The following is a 19,551-nucleotide window of genomic DNA, read 5'->3' as shown; positions in this document are numbered from 1 at the left end:
GGAGTAGGTCGACCGGAAGTTCCGATAGTGGGACGCGCGGGCGGCGATCCGGCCGGCCCCCGCAGGATCCGCAGGCTCAGCGAGGGTATCATACCGGCGAGTCTACCAGTCCACTCGGCGCAACACGGGCTAACACGCGTGATAGCCTAGTAACTATCGGAATACACACGATAAAAGTGTTAAAGGTCAAAAAGGTCCGCGAGTCGTTTCATGAGCCCGCCGGTATCACTCGGCCATGCAAGGTTCCGACGGCGCGCGTCGCCGCCGAGACCGTTGCCATCGCGATGTAGCGATGCAAACATAGCGAGCAGATCATCACGGAGGTGGGGATGTTTCGGCGGACTTTCCTTGCGGCGCTTGCGCTTGCGTTCGGTCTCGGCCAGGCGACGCTGGCCGAGACCCGCACATTCGTCGATTCCGCCGGCCGCTGCGTCGAGATCCCCGATGCGCCGCAGCGCGTGCTCGCCGCGGGCCCGCCCGCCTCGGTGCTGCTCTACGCGCTGGCGCCGGAGAAGATGGTCGGCTGGGTGCGCGAGCCGGGAGCGGCCGAGAAGGACTTCCTCGCCGCGCCCTATCGCGATCTTCCGACCCATGGCCGGCTGACCGGGCGCGGCAATACCGCCAACATCGAGATGGTGCTGGCGATGCAGCCCGATCTCATCCTCGACGTCGGATCGGTGGACGAGACCTATGCCTCGCTCGCCGATCGGGTGCAGGAGCAGACCGGCATCCCCTATGTGCTGATCGACGGCCGCTTCGCCCGAACGCCCGAGACCCTGCGCGAGGTCGGGGCGCTGCTCGGGGTCGCCGACACTGCCGAGGCGCAGGCCGCCTTCGCCGAGCGGGCGCTCGCCCGGCTCGAGGCGCGGGTCGCCGCGATCCCCGACGCCGAACGGCCGCGGGTCTACTACGGCCGCGGCCCCGACGGGCTCGAGACCGGGCTCGCCGGGTCGATCAACATGGAGGTGCTCGACGCGGTCGGTGCGACCAATGTCGCCGAGGCGGCCGGGGCGGGCGGGCTCGCCAACGTCTCGGTCGAGCAGGTGCTCGCCTGGAATCCGGACGTGATCCTCGCGGCGGACCCGGCGTTCGAGCAGGCGGTGACGAGCGACCCGGTCTGGGCGAACCTCGCCGCGGTGCGCGAGGGCCGGGTCTATCGTGCGCCGGCGCTGCCCTTCGGCTGGTTCGACACGCCGCCGGGGATCAACCGGGTGATCGGCGTCGAATGGCTGACGGACGTGCTCTACCCGGAGGCGGGCGAAGGTGAGGGCGACCTCCGCGGCGCGACGCGGGATTTCTACAAGCTCTTCTACCACGTCGACCTGACCGACGCCCAGCTCGACGCCCTGGTCGCCGAGGCGGCGCCGGGACAGTGAGCGGCGACCGCGCCGCGGCGGCGCCCGCCCGCGTCGCGGTCGCGCTGGCCTGGGGAGCGCCGCTCCTGCTGCTGCTTGCCGTCGTGCTTCTCGCGCTCGGCGTCGGCCGCTATCCGGTGTCGCCGCCCGACATCCTGCGGATCGTCGCGGCGAAGCTCGCGGGGCTCCCGAGCGGGCTGCCGGAGACCGCCGAGACGGTGGTCTGGCAGGTGCGCCTGCCGCGCGTCGGGGCCGGGCTCCTCGTCGGCGCCGCGCTCGCCGCCTCGGGGGCGGTCTATCAGGGGCTGTTCCGCAACCCGCTGGTTTCGCCCGACATTCTCGGCGTCTCGGCCGGGGCGAGCCTCGGGGCGGTCGCCGGCATCTTCCTGTCGCTGTCGGTCGCGGCGATCCAGGGGCTCGCCTTCGCCGGCGGGCTTGTCGCGGTGGCGCTCGTCTATGCCATCGGCTCGGCGGCGCGCGGGCGCGATCCGGTGCTGGTGCTGGTGCTGGCCGGCGTCGCGATCGGCGCGCTGCTCGGCGCCTGCATCTCGCTCCTGAAGGTGCTCGCGGACCCCTACAACCAGCTTCCGGCCATCACCTTCTGGCTGCTCGGCAGCCTCGCCAGCGCGACCCGCGGCGACCTGTTCTCGATCCTGCCCGCGATCCTCCTCGGGCTCGCGCCGATGGCGCTGCTGCGCTGGCGGATGAACCTTCTGACCCTCGACGAGGAGGAGGCGCGCGCCCTCGGCGTCGAGACGGCGCGGCTGCGCCTCGTGCTGATCGCCGCGGCGACGCTGATGACCGCCGCTGCGGTCTCGATCTCCGGCATCATCGGCTGGATCGGCCTGCTGGTGCCGCATGTCGCCCGGGCGCTCGCAGGCCCCGACTTCGCGCGGCTGCTGCCGGCGGCGCTGATGCTCGGCGGCGGCTACCTCGTCGCCGTCGACACGCTCGCCCGCACCATGGCGCCGATCGAGGTGCCGCTCGGCATCCTCACCGCCGCGATCGGCGCGCCGTTCTTCCTCTGGCTGCTGCTGACGGCGCGGCAGGGCTGGCGCTGATGCTCGCGGCGCGCGACCTCGCCTTCGGCTACGGTCGCGCGCCGGTGGGCCGGGACGTGACCCTCGACATCGAGCCCGGCGAGGTCTTCTGCCTGCTCGGGCCGAACGGCTGCGGCAAGACCACGCTGTTTCGCACCCTGCTCGGGCTGCTGCCGCCGCGGGCCGGCCGGGTCGAGCTCGACGGGCGGCCCGTCGCCGGCTTTTCGCGCGCGGCCTTCGCGCGGCGGGTCGGCTACGTGCCGCAGGCGGGGGCGCCGACCTTTCCCTTCACCGTGCTCGACGTCGTGCTCATGGGGCGCGCCAGCCGGATCGCCACCTTCGCCGCGCCTTCGCCGGCCGACCACGCCGCGGCGCGGGCCGCGCTCGAGACCATCGGCGTCGCCCATCTCGCCGGCCGGCGCTTCACCGAGATCAGCGGCGGCGAGCGGCAAATGACGCTGATCGCCCGGGCGCTGGCGCAGGAGCCCGGCCTCATCGTCATGGACGAGCCGACCGCGAGCCTCGACTTCGGCAACCAGGCGCGGGTTATCGAGCGAATCCGCGAGCTTGGCGCCCGCGGCATTGCCGTGGTGCTCTCGACCCACGACCCCGGCCACGCCTTCGCCTGCGCGAACCGGGTCGCGCTGATGCAGCGCGGGCGGATCGTGGCGCTCGGGCCGCCGGACCGGGTCTTGACGGCGGGCGCGCTCCAGCGCCTCTATGGCGTCGCCGTGGCCGTGGCCTGGCTCGAGGAGGCGGGACGTCATGTCTGCGCCCCTTCCATCGCTGAAACCGGGAGGATCCCATGAAGATCAGTGCGCGCAACGCGCTCAAGGGCAAGATCGTCGAGGTGAACAAGGGCGCGACCACCAGCCATGTGAAGATCGACGTCGGCGGAACCGTGGTCACCGCTTCGATCACCAACACGTCCGTGGACGAACTCGGCCTTGCGGTCGGCAAGACGGCTTATGCGGTGATCAAGGCGTCCGACGTCATGGTCGGGATCGACTGAGGCATTTCTTGCCGAACGATGACGGCGGGTTGGCGAAATCGGTGCATGCACGGGCCATGCACAGGCCATGCACGACCCGTATGCTAACCAAAAGACTCGGGGATTTCTGACGACGCCCCGACCGGAGAGGGCCGATGGTGCGCGAGCAGGAAATCCGGGCCGGGGAGGTTGCGGTGGAGCCGCCTCCGGCCGATGCGTCGGTTGCGTTCATCGGCCGGATCCGCACGCCCTGGACGTCGCGGCTGATGACCCCGCGGCAGGGCCGGGACGATGGACCGGTCTGCCGGATCGAGGTCTTCTTCCCGTGGACCGCGGCGCTCGCCGGGATCGAGGCGCACGAGCGCCTCGAGGTGCTCTACTGGCTGCACGAGTCGCGACGCGATCTCGTCCTCCAGAGTCCCGCCAATGACGGCAAGGTGCGGGGAACCTTCGCGCTGCGCTCGCCGGTTCGCCCCAATCCGATCGGCACTTCGGTCGTGCGGCTGCTCGGGGTCGAGAACGGCGACACCCTGCTGGTGCAGGGGCTCGACTGCCTCGACTGCACGCCGCTCCTCGACCTGAAGCCGGATCGGACGGCGTTCCGGCCGATCGCGCCGCCGCAGCCGGGCGACTTCGAGACCGGTTGACCATACCGCTGCGGTTGATCGGTTCGGTCGATGCGTTGCGGAGACCTCGCCGATATCCCCGCCGATTTCGACCGTTGGCGAAATCGGCACGCGACTGCCCTGTCCGGGGCAGGCGCGTTCCGCGCCCGCCAGGGCAGTCGCGTGCCGATGCGAGCTTCGGGGATAACGGATGGCCCCTCGGCCCGCGCTTGCGGCGCGGGCCGACCGGATCGCGCGGGCGCCACTGGCGCCCGGCAAGTGCGATCCGGGGAGAAATCGGTCCGGCGCAGCCGGAGGTTGCGCGGAGCAGGCCATGCCGAAGGGATCAGGCGGAGACGGTATATCACGGAGCCGGCGCATCCCGGCTCGAGTGTCTCCCCCTATCGCGCGAGCGAGTCGAGGAACTTGTCGAAGGCGCGCTCGACGAGGGCGACCTTGGCGGCGATGATCGCCTCGAGCTCGGCCGGCGGAACCGAGGGGTAGCCGTCCTTGAGAAGCCGGATCTGGGTCTGGAGCAGACGGCCGTTCTCCTGTTCGATCCGGCTCAGGGCCACGGCGAAGGGGTTCTGCGCCTCCTCGGCCGGCAGGATCGGCGTGAGGCGCACCGTCGCCAGCAGCGCGTGCCCGAGCGCCAGCGCGTCGGCGCCGAGGGTCTGGCCCGCGCGCGGCCGGGTGGTGAAACCGACGAAGGCGCATTCGGCGTAAAGCGGCGCGACCAGCGGCGCGCTCCCGGCATAGACGACCGGATCGGACGACCAGCGCGTCACCCGGCAGAGCAGCGTCAGCGCCTCGCTCTCGCGAAAGAGCTGGGTGTTGAGGTGCTGCCAGACCAGCCCGGCTGCATTCGCGCCGGCGCCCGCCGCGGCGCCCGGCCAGAGGGTCGGCATGCCGGCGCCGGCGAGCGCGAGGAAGGGAAGGTTCACGGCTTTCGACGCGCAGACGAAGATCGCCACGCGCGTCTCGATCTCCGGGGTCAATCCTTCGGCGGCGATCCGGGCGCGGATGCGGTCGTACTGTTCAAGATGCATCGGCGGTCCCCTTGGTGCGAGATGGCCGCCGAGCGGCCCGGCGGCGCGGCGGCGCCTTGGGTGCAGTCGGCGCCTTGGGTTCAGGCGGGGCCTTGGGCCGAGCCTTGGTTGCAGGCAACGCCTTGGGCTCGGGCTGAGTCTCGTGCGCAGTCGGCGCCGTGGGCTCGGGCGCCGGCTCGGGCTCGGGCGCCGGCTCGGGTTCGGGCGGGGCTCCGGGCGGCGCCGCGGCGATCGGGAGCGGGACCGCCCGCAGGTGGTCGCCCACGCACGGGAACCAGGGTTCGGCCGAGCCCGGGTCGTCCGAGGCGACCCAGACCGTCTGGTCGCCGGGCCAGGCGCCGGCCCGAACGAGGTCCAGGAACGCCCCGATCAGCCGCATGGTCACCGCCGGGTGTTCGAGGGTGTAGGCGTGGTAGGCGTGCTGGACGATCACCAGCCGCGAGCGGCGGATGCCCTTGCGAAGCACCTCGTGGCACTTGCGCGGCGTGAAGAAGTCGTATTCGCCGTTCAGGATCAGCGTCGGACAGGCGATGTCGCCGAGCCGGTCGGTGATCGGCCGGAAGTCGTTGACCGACTCCATCAGGTTCTGCAACGCATAGAGATCGTTGATGGCGTAGCCGCGCCGCATCATCTCGGCCAGCGCGCCCTTGTTCGCCTCCAGCCATTCGTCGCTCATGTTCATCGGCATCAGCCAGCGCTGGAGCGAGGGCAGGCCGACCTGGACCAGCGCCTCGTAGAGGCCGCAGCCCATCTGGTAGAGCTGCGGCGGCATTTCGGCGAAGCAGCTCATCGCGGTCAGCGAGGCGCAGCGCTCCGGGCGCTCGCAGGCGAACTGCAACGCCACCGTTCCGCCGTAGGATATGCCCGCCACGTGGGCCTGCTTGACGCGGAGGTGGTCGAGGATGCCGTCGAGCGTGCGCCAGTGGTCCTCGAACCGCACCCCGAGCGCCGGCTTGTCGGAATCGCCCTGGCCGAGCAGATCGAAGCGCAGGACGCGGAAGCCGAGCGCCGAAAAGTGTGCGGCATAGGATGTCCAGAGGTCGGAATACTGGGTGAGTCCGTTGACGAAGGCGAAAACCGGGCCGTCTGCCGGGCCATCGAGGCGGAACCGGACCCGATGATTTCCTATCAGAACCTCGGCCATTCCCCTGTCTCCCCGAATCCGCAACGATGCCCGCGCGCCAAGGCAATCATACAAGACTGTTGACACACTCATAGGTGGCGCGCAATTTCCTCTAACAAGAAGAATCTTAGCGGCGAGGCCGAGCAGCAGCCATCAATGGTTGTCGTCGCATAGTCGGGGGACAGGAATGTTGCGCTCGTCTGTTCGGCGACGCCTTGCGGCGTCATCGTGTCTTGCATTGACCGTCATCGCCGCCGCCGCGCCCTTGCCGGCGTTCGCACAGGATCAGGCCGCACGCATCGCCGCGCTCGAGGCGCAGTTGAACCTGTTGATGCAGGAGATCCAGGCGATGAAGGCCGAGCAGACCCAGCAGGCCCGCCAGATCCAGCAGGTCGCCACGGCGCCCGCCCCGGCGCAGGCAGCCGCGCAGTCGGGCGCCCAGCAGATCGCGGTGGCCGAGGCGACGGGGGTTTCGCCCGGGATGCAGGGAACGCTGCGCACCCCGCCAAGCCCGGGCGTCGCCGGCCATCCGTTCTACGGCGCGCTGCCGGACGGCCGCGAGACCAACGTCATGGCGACCGGCAACCAGAACGTCCGGCTGACCTTCTCGGGCCAGATCAACCGCGCGCTCAACACCGTGGACGACGGGCTGTCGACCGACCTCTACCAGGTTGACAACGAGAACGCCTCGTCGCGCTTCCGCTTCCTCGGGGAATCGAACGCGCTGGAGGAGACGCAGGCGCTGGCGCTCTTCGAGTTCGAATGGCCGGTCAACGGCTCGCTCGACGTCAGCCAACTCGAACAGTCGGTGTCGGATTCGATCAACAGGACCTTCAACCTGCGCCTGCTCGAAGTCGGGCTCAGCAACAACCGCTACGGCTCGTTCTTCATCGGCCAGGGCTGGATGGCCTCGGACGGCACCTCGGAGATGGACATCACCGGGGTGACGACGCCGCTGTGGTCGGGCCAGACCTTCGCCTTCGGCGGCATGCTGCCCACGGTGAACGGCGAGGATTTCGACTATATCCCGCGCCGGCCGGCCCCCGATCGCGGCGACTACGCCTCCGAGGAGGAATACGAGGCGGCGCTCGGCGACTTCGCCGTGGCCTCGTCGAACTTCGTCAACGTCTTCACGCTGGGCAACGCGCTCGACGGCCTCAGCCGGCTGGTGCGCGTGCGCTACAACACGCCGGTCTGGAACGGCTTCCAGCTCTCGGGCTCGGCGGCGACCGAGGACCGCTACGACGTGGCGCTGCGCTACGCCGGCGAGACCGAATGGGCGCGGATGGCGGCCGGCGCCTCGTGGTGGACCGACGCTTCGGACGGCGGCTTCGACGGCATCAGCGCCTCGGGCTCGCTGGTGCTCAAGAGCGACCAGTGGTGGAACGGCGTCGGCGCCGCGATCCAGTACGCCAAGATGACGTTCGACGACCTCGACAACGAGCCTACCACCTGGATGGGCAAGCTGACCTATACGCGCAACATCTGGGACATCGGCCGCACCGGTTTTGCGCTCCAGTACTCCAAGTACGAGGATTTCTATGTCGAGGGGACCGACTTCAAGCTCTACGGCGTCGGCTTCTCGCAGAACATCGACAAGATCGGGTCGGAGGCCTATTTCGGGATCACCCAGAACGAGTTCACCGTTCCGGGCTACGACGTCAACGACATGACCCTCTATCAGGCCGGCCTGATGGTGCGGTTCTGATGCGAAGGATCGCGGTCCTCGCGATCGCCGGCGCGGCCCTTGCGGGTTGCGCCGGGGTGACGCCGATGGACCCGCCGCAGATGGGGGCGAACGAGATGCAGGTTCGCCCGGGCGCCTTCTCGGGGCCCGAGGGCGCCTTCGTGATCGCAGGCAGCAAGCAGCCGCTCGGCACACCGGGCGAACAGGCCGAAGTCGATGCGGAAGTCGGCGCGGGCATCTGACGGCAGCGCGGCGGTTTTCCAGAGACTGATTGTCAGGTCGGGCGGAATGGCCCGGCGAGGGGAGGAAGGACATGTTGATAGTCACCAGGACCGTCGCGGTTGCGGCGTTCCTGCTCGTTCCGCTGGGAGCGGTCGCGCAGCAGGACGCGCCGATCACCGCCCGGTCGTCCGTCGCCGATCTCGACAACCTCAAGTTGACCGTCGAGATCCCGGAGTTCCGCATCGGCGGGACCTATGACCTGTCGGCCCCCGAGTCCTGGGCCAACGGCGCCCCTGACGGCGCGACGCTGGAAAGCCTCGGCGCGGCGCCGCTCAAGACCGCCTACATCGCCGTCGGCACGCCGCACGAGGGGCCGGACGGCAAGATCGACAACGCCATCGTCATCTCGAGCTTCTACTCGGGCGACGCCACCTCGATGTACTTCAACTGGTACGAGGGGCAGGGCGGCAACGGCTTTTCCGGCGGGGCGCTGATCGGGCCGGGCAAGCTCTTCGACACCGACCGCTTCTATGTGGTGATGCTCGACGCGCTCGGGCTCTGGGGCGCCTCCAAGCCCTCGGACGGGCTGGGGATGGATTTCCCGAGCTACAGCTATTTCGACATGGTGCAGGCCAACTATCGCCTGCTGACGGATCACCTGAACGTCGGCCATGTCGTGCTCGCCACCGGCGTCTCGATGGGCGCGACGCAGTCCTATGTCTGGGGGCTGATGCATCCGGAGTTCGTCTCGGCGGTCATGCCGGTCGGCGGCGCCACCGCGACCGACGGCACCGCGCCGATCGCCGCGTGGTCGTTCCAGAACGCCAAGGCGGGGCTCGAGGGCGATCCGATCTGGCAGAGGACCGGGGGTCGCTACTACGACCTGCCCAAGGCCGAGCATCCCGTTCAGGGCCCGGCGTTCCACTGGTCGATGCTGTCGCTGACCGGCTATGACCTGGCGCATCGCCAGTCGCTGGGCTGGGACGCGGTCAAGGGCAGCGTCTTCGCCTGGGATCCGCCCGAGGAGGGCTTCGGCGCCGACGTGATGCGGCTTGGCGAGACCTTCGACGCGGTCGACCTGAAGTACCGCGTCGAGGTCGGCGAGAAGCACAACATCAACGAGTACCTGCCGGACTACCAGCCGCGCACCATGGTCATCCACATCGAGAACGACCAGTGGCTGACCATCGACAAGGCCCGCGAAAGCGTCGGCCTGATTCCGGGCGCCCAACTCGCCACCGAGCGGAGCCCGATCGCGCACTACGCAACGTTCAGCGCCCTCAACACGCTTGACGACGACCCGATGCTGTCGAGCTTCCTGCACGACATCGGGATCCTGCCCACCTTCGGCAAGGTCTGCGACGCGCCCGACTACATCTCGCCGCGGGTCAACATGAACCCCGATCCGGCGAAGTCCTTCTGGAAGGACGAGATGCGTCATCCCTTCCCGGTCAAGTTCACCAAGGCGAGCGACGACCGCGGCGTGGAATGGGAGATCGGCTATTTCGACGTGGCCTGCGAGGGCATCCCGGACCAGAAGACGCTGGTGGTGGTCCACGGCAAGGGCGCCTTCGCCTCGCACTACGGCTATCTCATCAAGTTCGCCGTCGAGCAGGGCTATCGCGTGGTGGCGCTCGACGCGCCCGATTACGGCCTGTCCGGCCCCGGCAACCTCGGCAAGAACCCGGCCCGGTCGCTCCAGGACATCCGCGTCGCCTTCCATGACGTGATCGTCAACCAGCTCGGGATCCAGAAGGCCTACTACCTCGGCCATTCCATGGGCGGGCAGATCGTGCTCGGCTATGCGCTGAACTGGCCCGAGGCGGTGGAGGGGCTGATCCTCGAAGGCCCGGCAGGTCTCGAGGAATTCCCCGAGTCGGTCGAGTTCGGCGGCCAGTCCTACCATCTCTTCGACCCGGCCATCGACAACAACAAGGCGCTCTGGGAAGAGGTCTGGGGACCGACCGGCATGCTCGCGGGCGAGATGAGCCGCGACGCCCAGAACGTGCGCGACTTCTTCCACTTCCAGACCCGCGACCCGGTGACGGGGGCGGTCAGCCCGAGCCCGTTCGGCTACTTCAAGCGCGATACCGAATACGCCCGGCTCCACACCGATCAGCGGGTGGCGATGATCACCGGCAACCCGGACGAGTTCGAGCAGTGGGTCTTCGCCTTCATCTTCGACGTCTATTCGATCGGCAAGGAGCTGGTGCAGGGCGACCCGAACAGCCTCTATGCCCGGTTGCCGCAGATCAAGGCGCCGATCTTCCTCGCCTTCGGCGCGCAGGAGCCCTTCATCCCCTCGACCGCGCTGAACGGCTGGACCGACATGGCGAACGAGGTGATCATCCCCTTCGAGCAGCGGATGCAGGACGCCGGCAACCCGGTGGAGACCAAGATCTATCCCGGGGTCGGGCATTTCATCCATACGGACGTGCCGTATGAATTCGCCCGCGACACCACCGACTTCATGCGCACCGGCCGGGTGAACGCCGTTTCTCCGGACGTGATCGACGCCCTGATCAACGGCCTGACCATCGCGGCCACGGCCGGGGGTCCGGGAAATGTCGGCGCGGGCGAGAAGCCCGCCGGCCTCTCCAAGTGATGCGCAGGGGAAAAGACGCCATGAACACGCCCTCGCTGAAGTCCCTCGCCCTCGCGGCCGCCCTTGCGACGCTCGCCGCCTTGCCGGCGCGCGCCGACCTCTTGTCGCGCAGCGCCGCGCCGCCGCCGATCGAGACCTGGACGCCCGCGTCCAGCGTGCCGTCGCTCGCCTCGCTGAAGAAGTACTACGACATCCCGAACTTCCGTATCGGCGGGACCTACGACCTCGACGCCGATCCCGCCACCTGGCGCGACGGCGGACAGGGCGGGACGACGCTGGAAAGCCTCGGGATGGGGCCGCTCAAGACCGCCTACATCGACATGGGCACGCCGATCCGCAACGAGGCGGGCGAGATCGTCAATGCGGTGATCATCAGCCCGCACTACTCCGGCGACTCGGCGGCGAGCTTCTCGATCTGGGCGCCCATGGCCTCGAACGCGCTCGCGGGCGGTTCGCCGGTGGTCGGGCCTGGCCTCGTGATCGACACCAACAAGTACTATGTGGTCTTCCTCGACTCGATCGGCCTCTGGGGCGCGTCGAAGCCGTCGGAGGGGCTGGGGCGGAAGTTCCCGCAGTACAGCTACTTCGACATGGTGCAGGCGAACTACCAGCTCCTGCGCGATCATCTCAACGTCGCCAACGTCCATCTCGCCTTCGGCGCCTCGATGGGCGCGACGCAAAGCTGGGTCTGGGGGGTGATGTATTCGCCCTCCGGTTACGTGGACGCCATCATGCCGATCGGCGGCACCACCGCCTCGGACGGCGCCGACCCGATCGGGCAATGGACCTTCCGCCTCGCCCAGGCCGCGATCGAGAGCGATCCGGTCTATCGCGAGACGGGGGGCAACTTCTACGATCTGCCCGCGGACCAGCACCCGAAGCAGGGGTTGCAGTTCCTGTGGTCCATCCTCCAGCAGACCGGCTTCACCTTCGAGTTCCGCTCGGCCCAGCCGTGGTCGATGGTGGAGCGCGAGGTGTTCTACTGGGAGCCCACGGGCAACCAGACGGCGGCCTGGATCGTCCGCACCCAGTCGGAGGATCCGAACGACTACTGGTACCGCAACGCCGGCGGCTGGACCTACAACATCAACGACGAACTCGACCGCATCACGGCGCGGACGCTGGTGATCCATATCGACACCGACAACTGGCTGATGGTCGGCAACGCGCTCGAGGCGGCGAAGAAGGTGCCGGGGGCGGGGTTCCTCAGCTTCGCCGACCCGACGGCGCACTACGGGGTCTTCAAGGCGCCGAACGTGCTGCACGACCAGGTGAAGTCCTTCGTGGACAACACCGCGCTCGTGTCGATCCAGGCGCCGGGCGCCGGCGCCGGGGGCGGCGGCGCGGCGCCGGCGGCGAAGCCCGCGGGCCTCTCCAAGTGAGCCGCAGCGGCAAGGTCGAGGTGGGCGGCGGCGTTCGCCTCGCCTGGCGGGAATGGGGCGAAGGCCCCATCCCCGTGCTGTTCATCCACGGCAACCTTGCCAGCAAGGACTGGATCGAGCGCGCCGCCCGCTGGTTCCCCGAGGACCTGCGGGTGGTGGGCGTCGACTGGCGGGGGTGCGGCGACAGCGACAAGCCGGCGGCCGAGCCGGATTACGCCAACTACACCATGGCCCAGCATGCGGCCGACATGCTGGCGGCTCTTGACGGCCTCGGGATCGGGCGCTGCCATCTCGCCACCCATTCGACGGGCGGGATCATCGCCGCCCGAATGATGCTGGCCGAGCCCGACCGCTTCGGCCGGTGCCTCGCGCTGGACCCGGTGACGCCGCTCGGGCTGAAGTTCGACGCCGCAGGCATGGCGGTGTTCCGCGCCATGCAGGCGAGCCGCGAGGTGACGCGGGCCGGCATGGCCACGGCGGCCGCCTCGCTGTTCCTCGCCGACAGCCTGACGCCAGGGTCGGCGCCGAAGTTCCGCGAGGGGGTGGGCGAGCTCCAGGCATTCTTCGAGAAGATCGTAGACCAGACCTTCGCCGTGGCCGAAGGCATCTGGTTCGGCACGCCCCACAACCTCAACCTCGAATACGAGAGCGGCGACGTGGCGAGGCGGATGCACGAGATCGCCCAGGAGCACCTTGTGCTCTGGGGCGAGCTCGACGGCTGGATCCCGGCGGCGGACGTGAAGCGGATGGCGGCGGAGATGCCGCATTGCCGCCTGGTCGCCGTGCCGGGCATCGGCCATTCGATGAACCTCGAGGAACCGGCGCTCTATGCGGGCTATCTCGGGGGATTTCTCAGCGGGGTCGAGGTCTAGAGCGGAGTCCGTCCCGGCAGAGCCGGGCCGAGGCTCAAGTCGGAGCGATTTTGGAAGTCGCTCCAGCTGCGTTCGATGCGCAGAGCCTAGCTCTTGCGCGGACATTCATGGATAGATGGGCCGCTAAGAAACAAGAACGAATCATCGGGAGGGAACGGATGCGCCTTGCGGGCCGCAGGATTCTCGTCACCGCCGCCGGCCAGGGCATCGGCCGCGCCGCCGCCGTCGCGTGTGCGCGAGAAGGGGCGGAGGTCGTCGCGACCGACCTGAAGGCCGATTTCCTCGACGGCCTCGACATGCAGACGCGGGCGCTCGACGTGACCGACCCGGCGGCCGTCGCCGCCGTCGTCGCCGAGGTCGGGCCGCTCGACGGGATCTTCAACTGCGCAGGGGTGGTGCACAACGGCGCCCTTCTCGACATCGACGACCGGGACTGGGACTTCGCCTTCGCGCTCAACGTCACGGCGATGATGCGGCTGACGCGCGCCGTGCTGCCGGGGATGCTCGCCCGCGCCGCGGAGACCGGCTCGGCGTCGATCCTGAACATGTCCTCCATGGCCTCGTCGATCAAAGGCTTCCCGAACCGCTGCGCCTACGGGGCGTCCAAGGCCGCGGTGATCGGGCTGACCAAGGCGATCGCCGCCGACTACGTGCGCCAGGGCATCCGCTGCAACGCGCTCTGCCCGGGCACCGTCGACACGCCGAGCCTGCGCGGCCGGATCGCCGGCGCGGCGGACCCGGTGCAGGCGGAGAAGGACTTCATCGCCCGCCAGCCGATGGGCCGGCTCGCGACCGTCGACGACATGACCGGCATGGTCGTATACCTCCTCTCGGACGAGAGCCGCTTCATCACCGGACAGGCGCTCCTGGTCGATGGCGGCGTGACGATATGACGGCGCCGCTGGCGCATCCCGAAATCGTCCGCATGGAGGCGATCGACAAGCGCTTCCCCGGCGTCCATGCGCTGCGCTCGGTCAGCTTCGACCTTCGCGCCGGCGAGGTGCATGCGCTGATGGGCGAGAACGGCGCCGGCAAGTCGACGCTGATGAAGTGCCTCTCGGGCGTCTACACGCCCGACGGCGGCCGAATACTGGTCGCGGGCCAGGAAGCGAGCCTGCCGAATCCGAAGGCGGCGCAGGATCTCGGCATCGGCATCATCCATCAGGAGCTCGCGCTCATGAAGGATCTGACCGTCGCCCAGAACATCTGGATCGGCCGCGAGCCGCGCCAGTCGTTCGGCCGCGTCGACGAGGGCAAGCTCAACGCCGACGCCGCGGCGCTGTTTGCGCAGATGAACGTGAGCATGAACCCGACCGCGCCGGTCGAGGGCCTGACCATCGCCCGCCAGCAGATGGTCGAGATCGCCAAGGCGCTCTCGCACCGCTCGCGCGTGCTGATCATGGACGAGCCGACGGCGGCGCTGAACGACGCCGAGATCGCCGAGCTGTTCGCGATCATTCGCGGACTGAAGGCCGAGGGCGTCGGCATCGTCTACATCAGCCACAAGATGGACGAGATCCGCCGCATCTCCGACCGGGTGACGGTGATGCGCGACGGCGGCTATGTCGGCACGGTCGAGGCGGCGACGACGCCGATCGAGACGATCATCGCCATGATGGTCGGCCGCGCGCTGACCGACGAGACGCCGGAAATCCCCGACCTTGAGCACGCCGAAACCGCGCTCGAGGTTCGCGGCATCCGGCGGGGCAAGGAGCTGCGCGACGTCAGCTTCAGCCTCAGGAAAGGCGAGATCCTCGGCTTCGCCGGGCTGATGGGCGCCGGCCGCACCGAGGTCGCGCGCGCGATCTTCGGCGCGGACCCCCGCGACGCCGGCGAGATCATCGTGCACGGCCGCCATGTGAAGATCGCGAGCCCCGGGGATGCGGTCCGCGCCGGCATCGGCTACCTCTCCGAGGACCGCAAGCATTTCGGCCTGGCGCTCGGCATGGACGTCCGCGCCAACGTGGCGATGGCGTCGCTGACGCGCTACGCCGACCGGCTGGGGCGCATCGACGAGGGCAAGCTCGGCGAGATCGCCAAGGACTACATCGCGACCCTGCGCATCCGCACGCCTTCCGACCGGCAGGAGGTGCGGCTGCTCTCCGGCGGCAACCAGCAGAAGGTCGTCATCGCCAAGTGGCTCCTGCGCGACTGCGACATCCTGATCTTCGACGAGCCGACCCGGGGCATCGACGTCGGCGCCAAGGCGGAGATCTACCGACTGCTCCAGGACCTCGCGGCGCAGGGCAAGGCGATCATCGTCATCTCGTCCGAGCTTCCCGAGGTGTTGCGCCTCTCCCACCGCATCGCGGTCATGTGCGAAGGCCGGCTGACCGGGTTCCTGCCCGGCGGGGCGGCGACGACACAGGAGGAAATCATGCATCTCGCAACCCTGCGCCCGACGCTCGCGGAGGCCCACGCATGACCGACGCCCCCGCTTCCGCCGCCGCGCCGCGGCGCATCGCCGTCCCGCAGAAGCTGCTCGCCTTCGCGAGCCTGATCGTGCTGCTGGTCTTCTTCTCGGTCGCCTCGCCGAACTTCCTTCAGACCTCGAACATCCTCGCGATCCTCCAGGCGACCGCGGTCAACGGCGTGCTCGCGATCGGCGTCACCATGATCATCATCACCGGCGGCATCGACCTGTCGATCGGCACGCTGATGACGTTCTGCGCGGTGACGGCCGGGGTCATCCTGACCTTCTGGGGCCTGCCGTTGCCGCTCGGCGTGCTTGGCGCGATCGGGATGGGCGCCTTCTGCGGCCTCGTCTCGGGCACGCTCGTCAGCCGGATGAACATCCCGCCGTTCATCGCCACGCTCGGCATGATGCTGATCCTGAAGGGTCTCTCGCTCGTCGTCTCCGGAACGAAGCCCATCTACTTCAACGACACGCCCTCCTATCCGGAGATCGCGCAGGGGTCGCTGATCGGCGACCTGATCCCGGCGGTGCCGGTCCCGAACGCGGTCCTGATCCTGTTCCTCCTCGCCGCGCTCATGGGCTGGGTGCTGAACCGCACCGTGCTCGGGCGCTACTGCTTCGCCATCGGCTCGAACGAGGAGGCGGTGCGGCTCTCGGGCGTCGACACCCGCTGGTGGAAGACCGCGATCTACGTCCTCGGCGGCGCGATCTGCGGCGTCGCGGGGCTTATCATCTCGTCGCGCCTGAACTCGGCCCAGCCGGCGCTCGGCCTCGGCTACGAGCTCGACGCCATCGCCGCGGTGGTGATCGGCGGCACCTCGCTCGCCGGCGGCCGCGGCTCGATCCTCGGCACCGTGATCGGCGCGCTGATCATGGCGGTACTGCTGAACGGCCTGCGCATCCTGTCGGTCGCCCAGGAATGGCAGACCGTGGTGACCGGCCTCATCATCATCGCCGCCGTGTATCTCGACATGTTCCGCCGCGGCAAGGCGGCGGGCTGACCGCACGAACGAACAAACGACTCGGGATCCAAGGGGAGGACCAGAATGATTGCACGTCGCAGCCTGTTCGGCGTCATCGGCGCCGCAGCACTCCTTGCCGGCGCGAGCTTCGCGCAGGCGCAGGAAATGTACATCCCGCTGATCTCCAAGGGTTTCCAGCACCAGTTCTGGCAGGCGGTGAAGGCCGGCGCCGACAAGGGCGCCGCGGAGTTCGGCGTCGAGGTCACCTTCGAGGGCCCGGACAACGAGACCCAGGTCGACCGGCAGATCGACATGCTGGCCGCCGCTCTGGCCAAGAAGCCGGCCGCGATCGGCTTCGCCGCGCTCGACAGCCAGGCGGCGATCCCGCTCCTGCGGCAGGCGCAGGAGGCCGGGATCCCGGTGATCGCCTTCGACAGCGGCGTCGAGAGCGACATCCCCGTCGCCACCGCCTCGACCGACAACCTCGCCGCCGCGGCTCTCGCCGCCGACAAGATGGCGGAGCTGATCGGCGGCGCGGGCAAGGTCGCGCTCGTCGTCCACGACCAGACCTCGCGCACGGGCATCGACCGCCGCGACGGTTTCGTGAACCAGGTCGAGGCGAAGTACCCCGACATCGAGATCGTCGACATCCAGTACGGCGCCGGCGACCAGTTGCAGTCGACCGAGATCGCCAAGGCCATCCTGACCGCGAACCCGGACCTCAAGGGCATGTTCGGCGGAAACGAGGGTTCGGCCATCGGCGTCGTCAACGCGGTGACCGAGCTTGGCCGTTCCGACGTCGTGGTGATCGGCTACGACAGCGGCACGGCGCAGAAGGCGGCGATCCGCGACGGCAGGATGGCGGGCGCGATCACCCAGAACCCGATCGGCATCGGCTACGAGACGGTCAAGGCCGCCGTCGCCGCCGCCAAGGGTGAGACGGTGGAGAAGAACATCGACACCGGCTTCTACTGGTACGACAAGACCAACATCGACGCCCCCGAGATCGCGGCCGTCCTCTACGACTGATCCGACGCGCCGGGCGGCGGGGCAGTCCCTCGCCGCCCGGTCGTCCGGCCGGCCGCGCCGTTGCAGGTGAAGGGACAAGCATGACCAGGATCACCGGCCTCCGCACCCTCGACGTCCGCTTTCCGACGAGCCAGGCGCTCGACGGCTCGGACGCGATGAACCCCGACCCGGACTATTCCGCCGCCTATGTCGTCCTCGAGACGGACGGTCCGCACGAGGGCCACGGCCTCACCTTCACCATCGGCCGCGGCAACGAGATCTGCGTCGCCGCCATCGAGGCGCTGCGCCCGCTGGTGGTCGGCCTCGACATGGCGTGGATCGCCGCGGACATGGGCCGCTTCTGGCGGCACGTCACCGGCGACAGCCAGCTGCGCTGGATCGGCCCGGACAAGGGCGCCATCCACCTCGCGACCGGCGCGGTCGTCAACGCGGTCTGGGATCTCTGGGCGAAGATCGAAGGCAAGCCGGTCTGGCGGCTGGTCGCCGACATGAGCCCGGAAGAGTTCGTGCGCTGCATCGACTTCCGCTATCTGACCGACTGCATCACGCCGGAATGGGCTGTCGAGTTCCTCGCGAAGCAGGCGGAGGGCAAGGCGGAGCGCATCGCGACGCTGAAGGCCGAGGGCTATCCCTGCTACACCACCTCGGCCGGCTGGCTCGGCTACGACGACGAGAAGCTCCGCCGGCTGGCCCGCGAGGCGGTCGACGCCGGCTTCAAGTACGTCAAGCTCAAGGTCGGCCGCGATCTGGAGGACGACATCCGGCGGCTGACGATCGCCCGTGACGCGGTGGGGCCGGACGTGAACCTGATGATCGACGCCAATCAGGTCTGGGAGGTCGACCAGGCGATCGAGTGGACGCGCAAGCTCGCGTTCGCGAAGCCGTGGTTCATCGAGGAGCCGACGTCGCCCGACGACGTCGCCGGCCACCGCAAGATCCGCGCGGGCGTGGCGCCCGTACAGGTCGCGACCGGAGAGATGTGCCAGAACCGCGTTCTCTTCAAGCAGTTCATCATGGAAGGCGCCATCGACGTCGTGCAGATCGACAGCTGCCGCCTCGGCGGGGTGAACGAGATCCTCGCGGTGCTGCTGATGGCGGCGAAGCACGGCCTCAAGGTCTGCCCGCACGCCGGGGGCGTCGGCCTCTGCGAATACGTCCAGCACCTGTCGATGATCGACTACGTCTGCGTCTCGGGCACGCGCGAGGGCCGGGTGATCGAGTTCGTCGACCACCTGCACGAGCACTTCCTGCACCCCTGCGTTATCGAGAACGCCGCCTACATGCCGCCGAACGCGCCGGGCTTCTCGATCGAGATGAAGCCCGAGAGTCTTGCCGCCTATCGTTTCGGGGCGGCCTGATGGACCTCGGGCTCGCCGGCAAGGTCGTCGTCGTCACCGGCGGCGGCTCGGGCATCGGCGCCGGGATCACCGAAGTGCTCGCCGAGGAGGGCGCGGTCCCGGTGATCCTCGCGCGGCGCGCGCCCGACGCCGGCTGGCTCGCCGCCCATGGCGCGGATTTCGAGCCGGTCGAGCTTTCCGACGACGGCGCCTGCCGGGCGGCGATCGCGGCGATCCGCGCACGTCATCCGGCGATCCACGGCCTCGTCAACAATGCCGGCGCCAACGACGGGGTCGGTCTCGACAAGGGGCCGGAGGCCTTCCGCGCCAGCCTCGACGCGAACCTCGTGCACTACTACACGACGGTCCACCTGCTCGCCGACGCGCTGCGCGCCACGAGGGGGGCCATCGTCAACATTTCCTCCAAGACCGCGCTGACCGGCCAGGGCGGAACCTCGGCCTACGTCGCCGCGAAGGCGGCGCAGCTCGGGCTCACCCGCGAATGGGCGGTCGAGTTCCTGCCCGACGGGGTGCGGGTCAACGCCATCGTCGTCGCCGAGGTGATGACGCCCCTCTATCGCCGCTGGCTCGACACGCTGCCCGATCCGGACGGGGCCCTCGCCCGGATCACCGCCCGCATCCCGCTCGGCCGCCGGATGACGACGGCCCGGGAGATTGCCGACACCTGCGCCTTCCTGCTCTCGGAGCGGGCCGGGCACACCACCGGCCAGTGGCTCTTCCCCGACGGCGGCTACGCCCACCTCGATCGGGCGATCTGACGGCGGAACGGCCCGGGTCGACGGGCGCGGCTTCTGGAGCCGGGCTGTGCGACATGCGATTGTCATCGAAGCGCCACCTGCCCGACACCCACGCGGC

18 protein-coding genes are annotated in these 19,551 nt (G+C 69.2%); 16 read left to right on the top strand and 2 right to left on the bottom strand.

Annotated elements, in window-relative coordinates; all coding sequences use genetic code 11:
- Nucleotides 1-329: 329 nt before the first annotated feature.
- The 5 genes from KBA23_RS03030 to tsaA all read left to right on the top strand — a co-directional run bounded on the left by KBA23_RS03030 (nt 330) and on the right by tsaA (nt 4,033).
- Nucleotides 330-1,376 (top strand): iron ABC transporter substrate-binding protein, encoded by a 1,047-nt coding sequence (locus KBA23_RS03030; RefSeq protein WP_290736746.1) that lies wholly within the window; start codon nt 330-332, stop codon nt 1,374-1,376.
- Entirely contained in the window at nt 1,373-2,416 is a 1,044-nt protein-coding gene (locus tag KBA23_RS03025) for an iron ABC transporter permease (protein ID WP_290736742.1), read from the top strand. Before KBA23_RS03030 ends, KBA23_RS03025 begins: the two co-directional genes overlap by 4 nt.
- The gene (locus tag KBA23_RS03020) at nt 2,416-3,204 is read left to right on the top strand and encodes an ABC transporter ATP-binding protein (RefSeq protein ID WP_290736738.1); all 789 of its coding nucleotides are present in this window, start codon (nt 2,416-2,418) and stop codon (nt 3,202-3,204) included. The genes KBA23_RS03025 and KBA23_RS03020 overlap by 1 nt, the downstream gene beginning before the upstream one ends.
- The gene (locus KBA23_RS03015; protein WP_290736736.1) at nt 3,201-3,407 is read left to right on the top strand and encodes a molybdopterin-binding protein; all 207 of its coding nucleotides are present in this window, start codon (nt 3,201-3,203) and stop codon (nt 3,405-3,407) included. The genes KBA23_RS03020 and KBA23_RS03015 overlap by 4 nt, the downstream gene beginning before the upstream one ends.
- Nucleotides 3,408-3,541: 134 nt before the next feature.
- Nucleotides 3,542-4,033: a tRNA (N6-threonylcarbamoyladenosine(37)-N6)-methyltransferase TrmO gene (gene tsaA, locus KBA23_RS03010; RefSeq protein ID WP_290736733.1), complete on the top strand. Its 492-nt coding sequence runs from the start codon at nt 3,542-3,544 to the stop codon at nt 4,031-4,033.
- A 359-nt stretch (nt 4,034-4,392) separates the two neighbouring features.
- Here tsaA and KBA23_RS03005 read toward each other — a convergent pair whose 3' ends face one another.
- Together KBA23_RS03005 and KBA23_RS03000 are read right to left on the bottom strand one after the other, a co-directional pair.
- Complete coding sequence (locus tag KBA23_RS03005) at nt 4,393-5,040, bottom strand: hypothetical protein (RefSeq protein ID WP_290736731.1); 648 nt, start codon at nt 5,038-5,040, stop codon at nt 4,393-4,395.
- Entirely contained in the window at nt 5,030-6,184 is a 1,155-nt protein-coding gene (locus KBA23_RS03000) for an alpha/beta hydrolase (RefSeq protein ID WP_290736728.1), read from the bottom strand. The genes KBA23_RS03005 and KBA23_RS03000 overlap by 11 nt, the downstream gene beginning before the upstream one ends.
- 217 nt (nt 6,185-6,401) lie before the next feature.
- On the opposite strand from KBA23_RS03000, the gene KBA23_RS02995 reads away from it, so the two are divergent.
- The 11 genes from KBA23_RS02995 (at nt 6,402) to KBA23_RS02945 (ending at nt 19,454) form a co-directional block, all read left to right on the top strand.
- Nucleotides 6,402-7,871 (top strand): porin, encoded by a 1,470-nt coding sequence (locus KBA23_RS02995; RefSeq protein ID WP_290736725.1) that lies wholly within the window; start codon nt 6,402-6,404, stop codon nt 7,869-7,871.
- Nucleotides 7,871-8,092: a hypothetical protein gene (locus tag KBA23_RS02990; protein WP_290736722.1), complete on the top strand. Its 222-nt coding sequence runs from the start codon at nt 7,871-7,873 to the stop codon at nt 8,090-8,092. The genes KBA23_RS02995 and KBA23_RS02990 overlap by 1 nt, the downstream gene beginning before the upstream one ends.
- Nucleotides 8,093-8,163: 71 nt before the next feature.
- A complete protein-coding gene (locus KBA23_RS02985) occupies nt 8,164-10,677 on the top strand; it encodes an alpha/beta fold hydrolase (protein WP_290736719.1) in 2,514 nt (837 codons plus the stop codon).
- Nucleotides 10,678-10,697: 20 nt separating this feature from the next.
- Nucleotides 10,698-12,059, top strand: a complete 1,362-nt coding sequence (locus KBA23_RS02980; protein WP_290736716.1) for an alpha/beta fold hydrolase — start codon at nt 10,698-10,700, stop codon at nt 12,057-12,059.
- Nucleotides 12,056-12,931 (top strand): alpha/beta hydrolase, encoded by an 876-nt coding sequence (locus KBA23_RS02975; protein WP_290736713.1) that lies wholly within the window; start codon nt 12,056-12,058, stop codon nt 12,929-12,931. Before KBA23_RS02980 ends, KBA23_RS02975 begins: the two co-directional genes overlap by 4 nt.
- A 158-nt stretch (nt 12,932-13,089) precedes the next feature.
- A complete protein-coding gene (locus KBA23_RS02970; RefSeq protein WP_290736710.1) occupies nt 13,090-13,824 on the top strand; it encodes an SDR family oxidoreductase in 735 nt (244 codons plus the stop codon).
- Complete coding sequence (locus tag KBA23_RS02965; protein ID WP_290736707.1) at nt 13,821-15,356, top strand: sugar ABC transporter ATP-binding protein; 1,536 nt, start codon at nt 13,821-13,823, stop codon at nt 15,354-15,356. Before KBA23_RS02970 ends, KBA23_RS02965 begins: the two co-directional genes overlap by 4 nt.
- Entirely contained in the window at nt 15,353-16,348 is a 996-nt protein-coding gene (locus KBA23_RS02960) for an ABC transporter permease (protein ID WP_290736706.1), read from the top strand. Before KBA23_RS02965 ends, KBA23_RS02960 begins: the two co-directional genes overlap by 4 nt.
- 45 nt (nt 16,349-16,393) lie before the next feature.
- Nucleotides 16,394-17,338 (top strand): ABC transporter substrate-binding protein, encoded by a 945-nt coding sequence (locus tag KBA23_RS02955; protein ID WP_290736703.1) that lies wholly within the window; start codon nt 16,394-16,396, stop codon nt 17,336-17,338.
- Nucleotides 17,339-17,418: 80 nt separating this feature from the next.
- Nucleotides 17,419-18,696 (top strand): L-fuconate dehydratase, encoded by a 1,278-nt coding sequence (locus KBA23_RS02950; RefSeq protein WP_290736700.1) that lies wholly within the window; start codon nt 17,419-17,421, stop codon nt 18,694-18,696.
- Nucleotides 18,696-19,454 (top strand): SDR family oxidoreductase, encoded by a 759-nt coding sequence (locus KBA23_RS02945; protein ID WP_290736697.1) that lies wholly within the window; start codon nt 18,696-18,698, stop codon nt 19,452-19,454. The genes KBA23_RS02950 and KBA23_RS02945 overlap by 1 nt, the downstream gene beginning before the upstream one ends.
- Nucleotides 19,455-19,551: the final 97 nt, after the last annotated feature.

The sequence above is a fragment of the Amaricoccus sp. genome, from assembly GCF_017995835.1.
Classification (GTDB): domain Bacteria; phylum Pseudomonadota; class Alphaproteobacteria; order Rhodobacterales; family Rhodobacteraceae; genus Amaricoccus.
This window is presented reverse-complemented; position numbering and strand designations above follow the sequence as displayed.

What these genes read in the sequence shown, in the direction of transcription:
- KBA23_RS03030 (WP_290736746.1), top strand. Translation starts at nt 330, where the DNA reads ATGTTTCGGCGGACTTTCCTTGCGGCGCTTGCGCTTGCGTTCGGTCTC.
- KBA23_RS03020 (WP_290736738.1), top strand. Translation starts at nt 2,416, where the DNA reads ATGCTCGCGGCGCGCGACCTCGCCTTCGGCTACGGTCGCGCGCCGGTG.
- KBA23_RS03015 (WP_290736736.1), top strand. Translation starts at nt 3,201, where the DNA reads ATGAAGATCAGTGCGCGCAACGCGCTCAAGGGCAAGATCGTCGAGGTG.
- tsaA (WP_290736733.1), top strand. Translation starts at nt 3,542, where the DNA reads ATGGTGCGCGAGCAGGAAATCCGGGCCGGGGAGGTTGCGGTGGAGCCG.
- KBA23_RS03005 (WP_290736731.1), bottom strand. Translation starts at nt 5,040, where the DNA reads ATGCATCTTGAACAGTACGACCGCATCCGCGCCCGGATCGCCGCCGAA.
- KBA23_RS03000 (WP_290736728.1), bottom strand. Translation starts at nt 6,184, where the DNA reads ATGGCCGAGGTTCTGATAGGAAATCATCGGGTCCGGTTCCGCCTCGAT.
- KBA23_RS02990 (WP_290736722.1), top strand. Translation starts at nt 7,871, where the DNA reads ATGCGAAGGATCGCGGTCCTCGCGATCGCCGGCGCGGCCCTTGCGGGT.
- KBA23_RS02985 (WP_290736719.1), top strand. Translation starts at nt 8,164, where the DNA reads ATGTTGATAGTCACCAGGACCGTCGCGGTTGCGGCGTTCCTGCTCGTT.
- KBA23_RS02980 (WP_290736716.1), top strand. Translation starts at nt 10,698, where the DNA reads ATGAACACGCCCTCGCTGAAGTCCCTCGCCCTCGCGGCCGCCCTTGCG.
- KBA23_RS02970 (WP_290736710.1), top strand. Translation starts at nt 13,090, where the DNA reads ATGCGCCTTGCGGGCCGCAGGATTCTCGTCACCGCCGCCGGCCAGGGC.
- KBA23_RS02965 (WP_290736707.1), top strand. Translation starts at nt 13,821, where the DNA reads ATGACGGCGCCGCTGGCGCATCCCGAAATCGTCCGCATGGAGGCGATC.
- KBA23_RS02960 (WP_290736706.1), top strand. Translation starts at nt 15,353, where the DNA reads ATGACCGACGCCCCCGCTTCCGCCGCCGCGCCGCGGCGCATCGCCGTC.
- KBA23_RS02955 (WP_290736703.1), top strand. Translation starts at nt 16,394, where the DNA reads ATGATTGCACGTCGCAGCCTGTTCGGCGTCATCGGCGCCGCAGCACTC.
- KBA23_RS02950 (WP_290736700.1), top strand. Translation starts at nt 17,419, where the DNA reads ATGACCAGGATCACCGGCCTCCGCACCCTCGACGTCCGCTTTCCGACG.
- KBA23_RS02945 (WP_290736697.1), top strand. Translation starts at nt 18,696, where the DNA reads ATGGACCTCGGGCTCGCCGGCAAGGTCGTCGTCGTCACCGGCGGCGGC.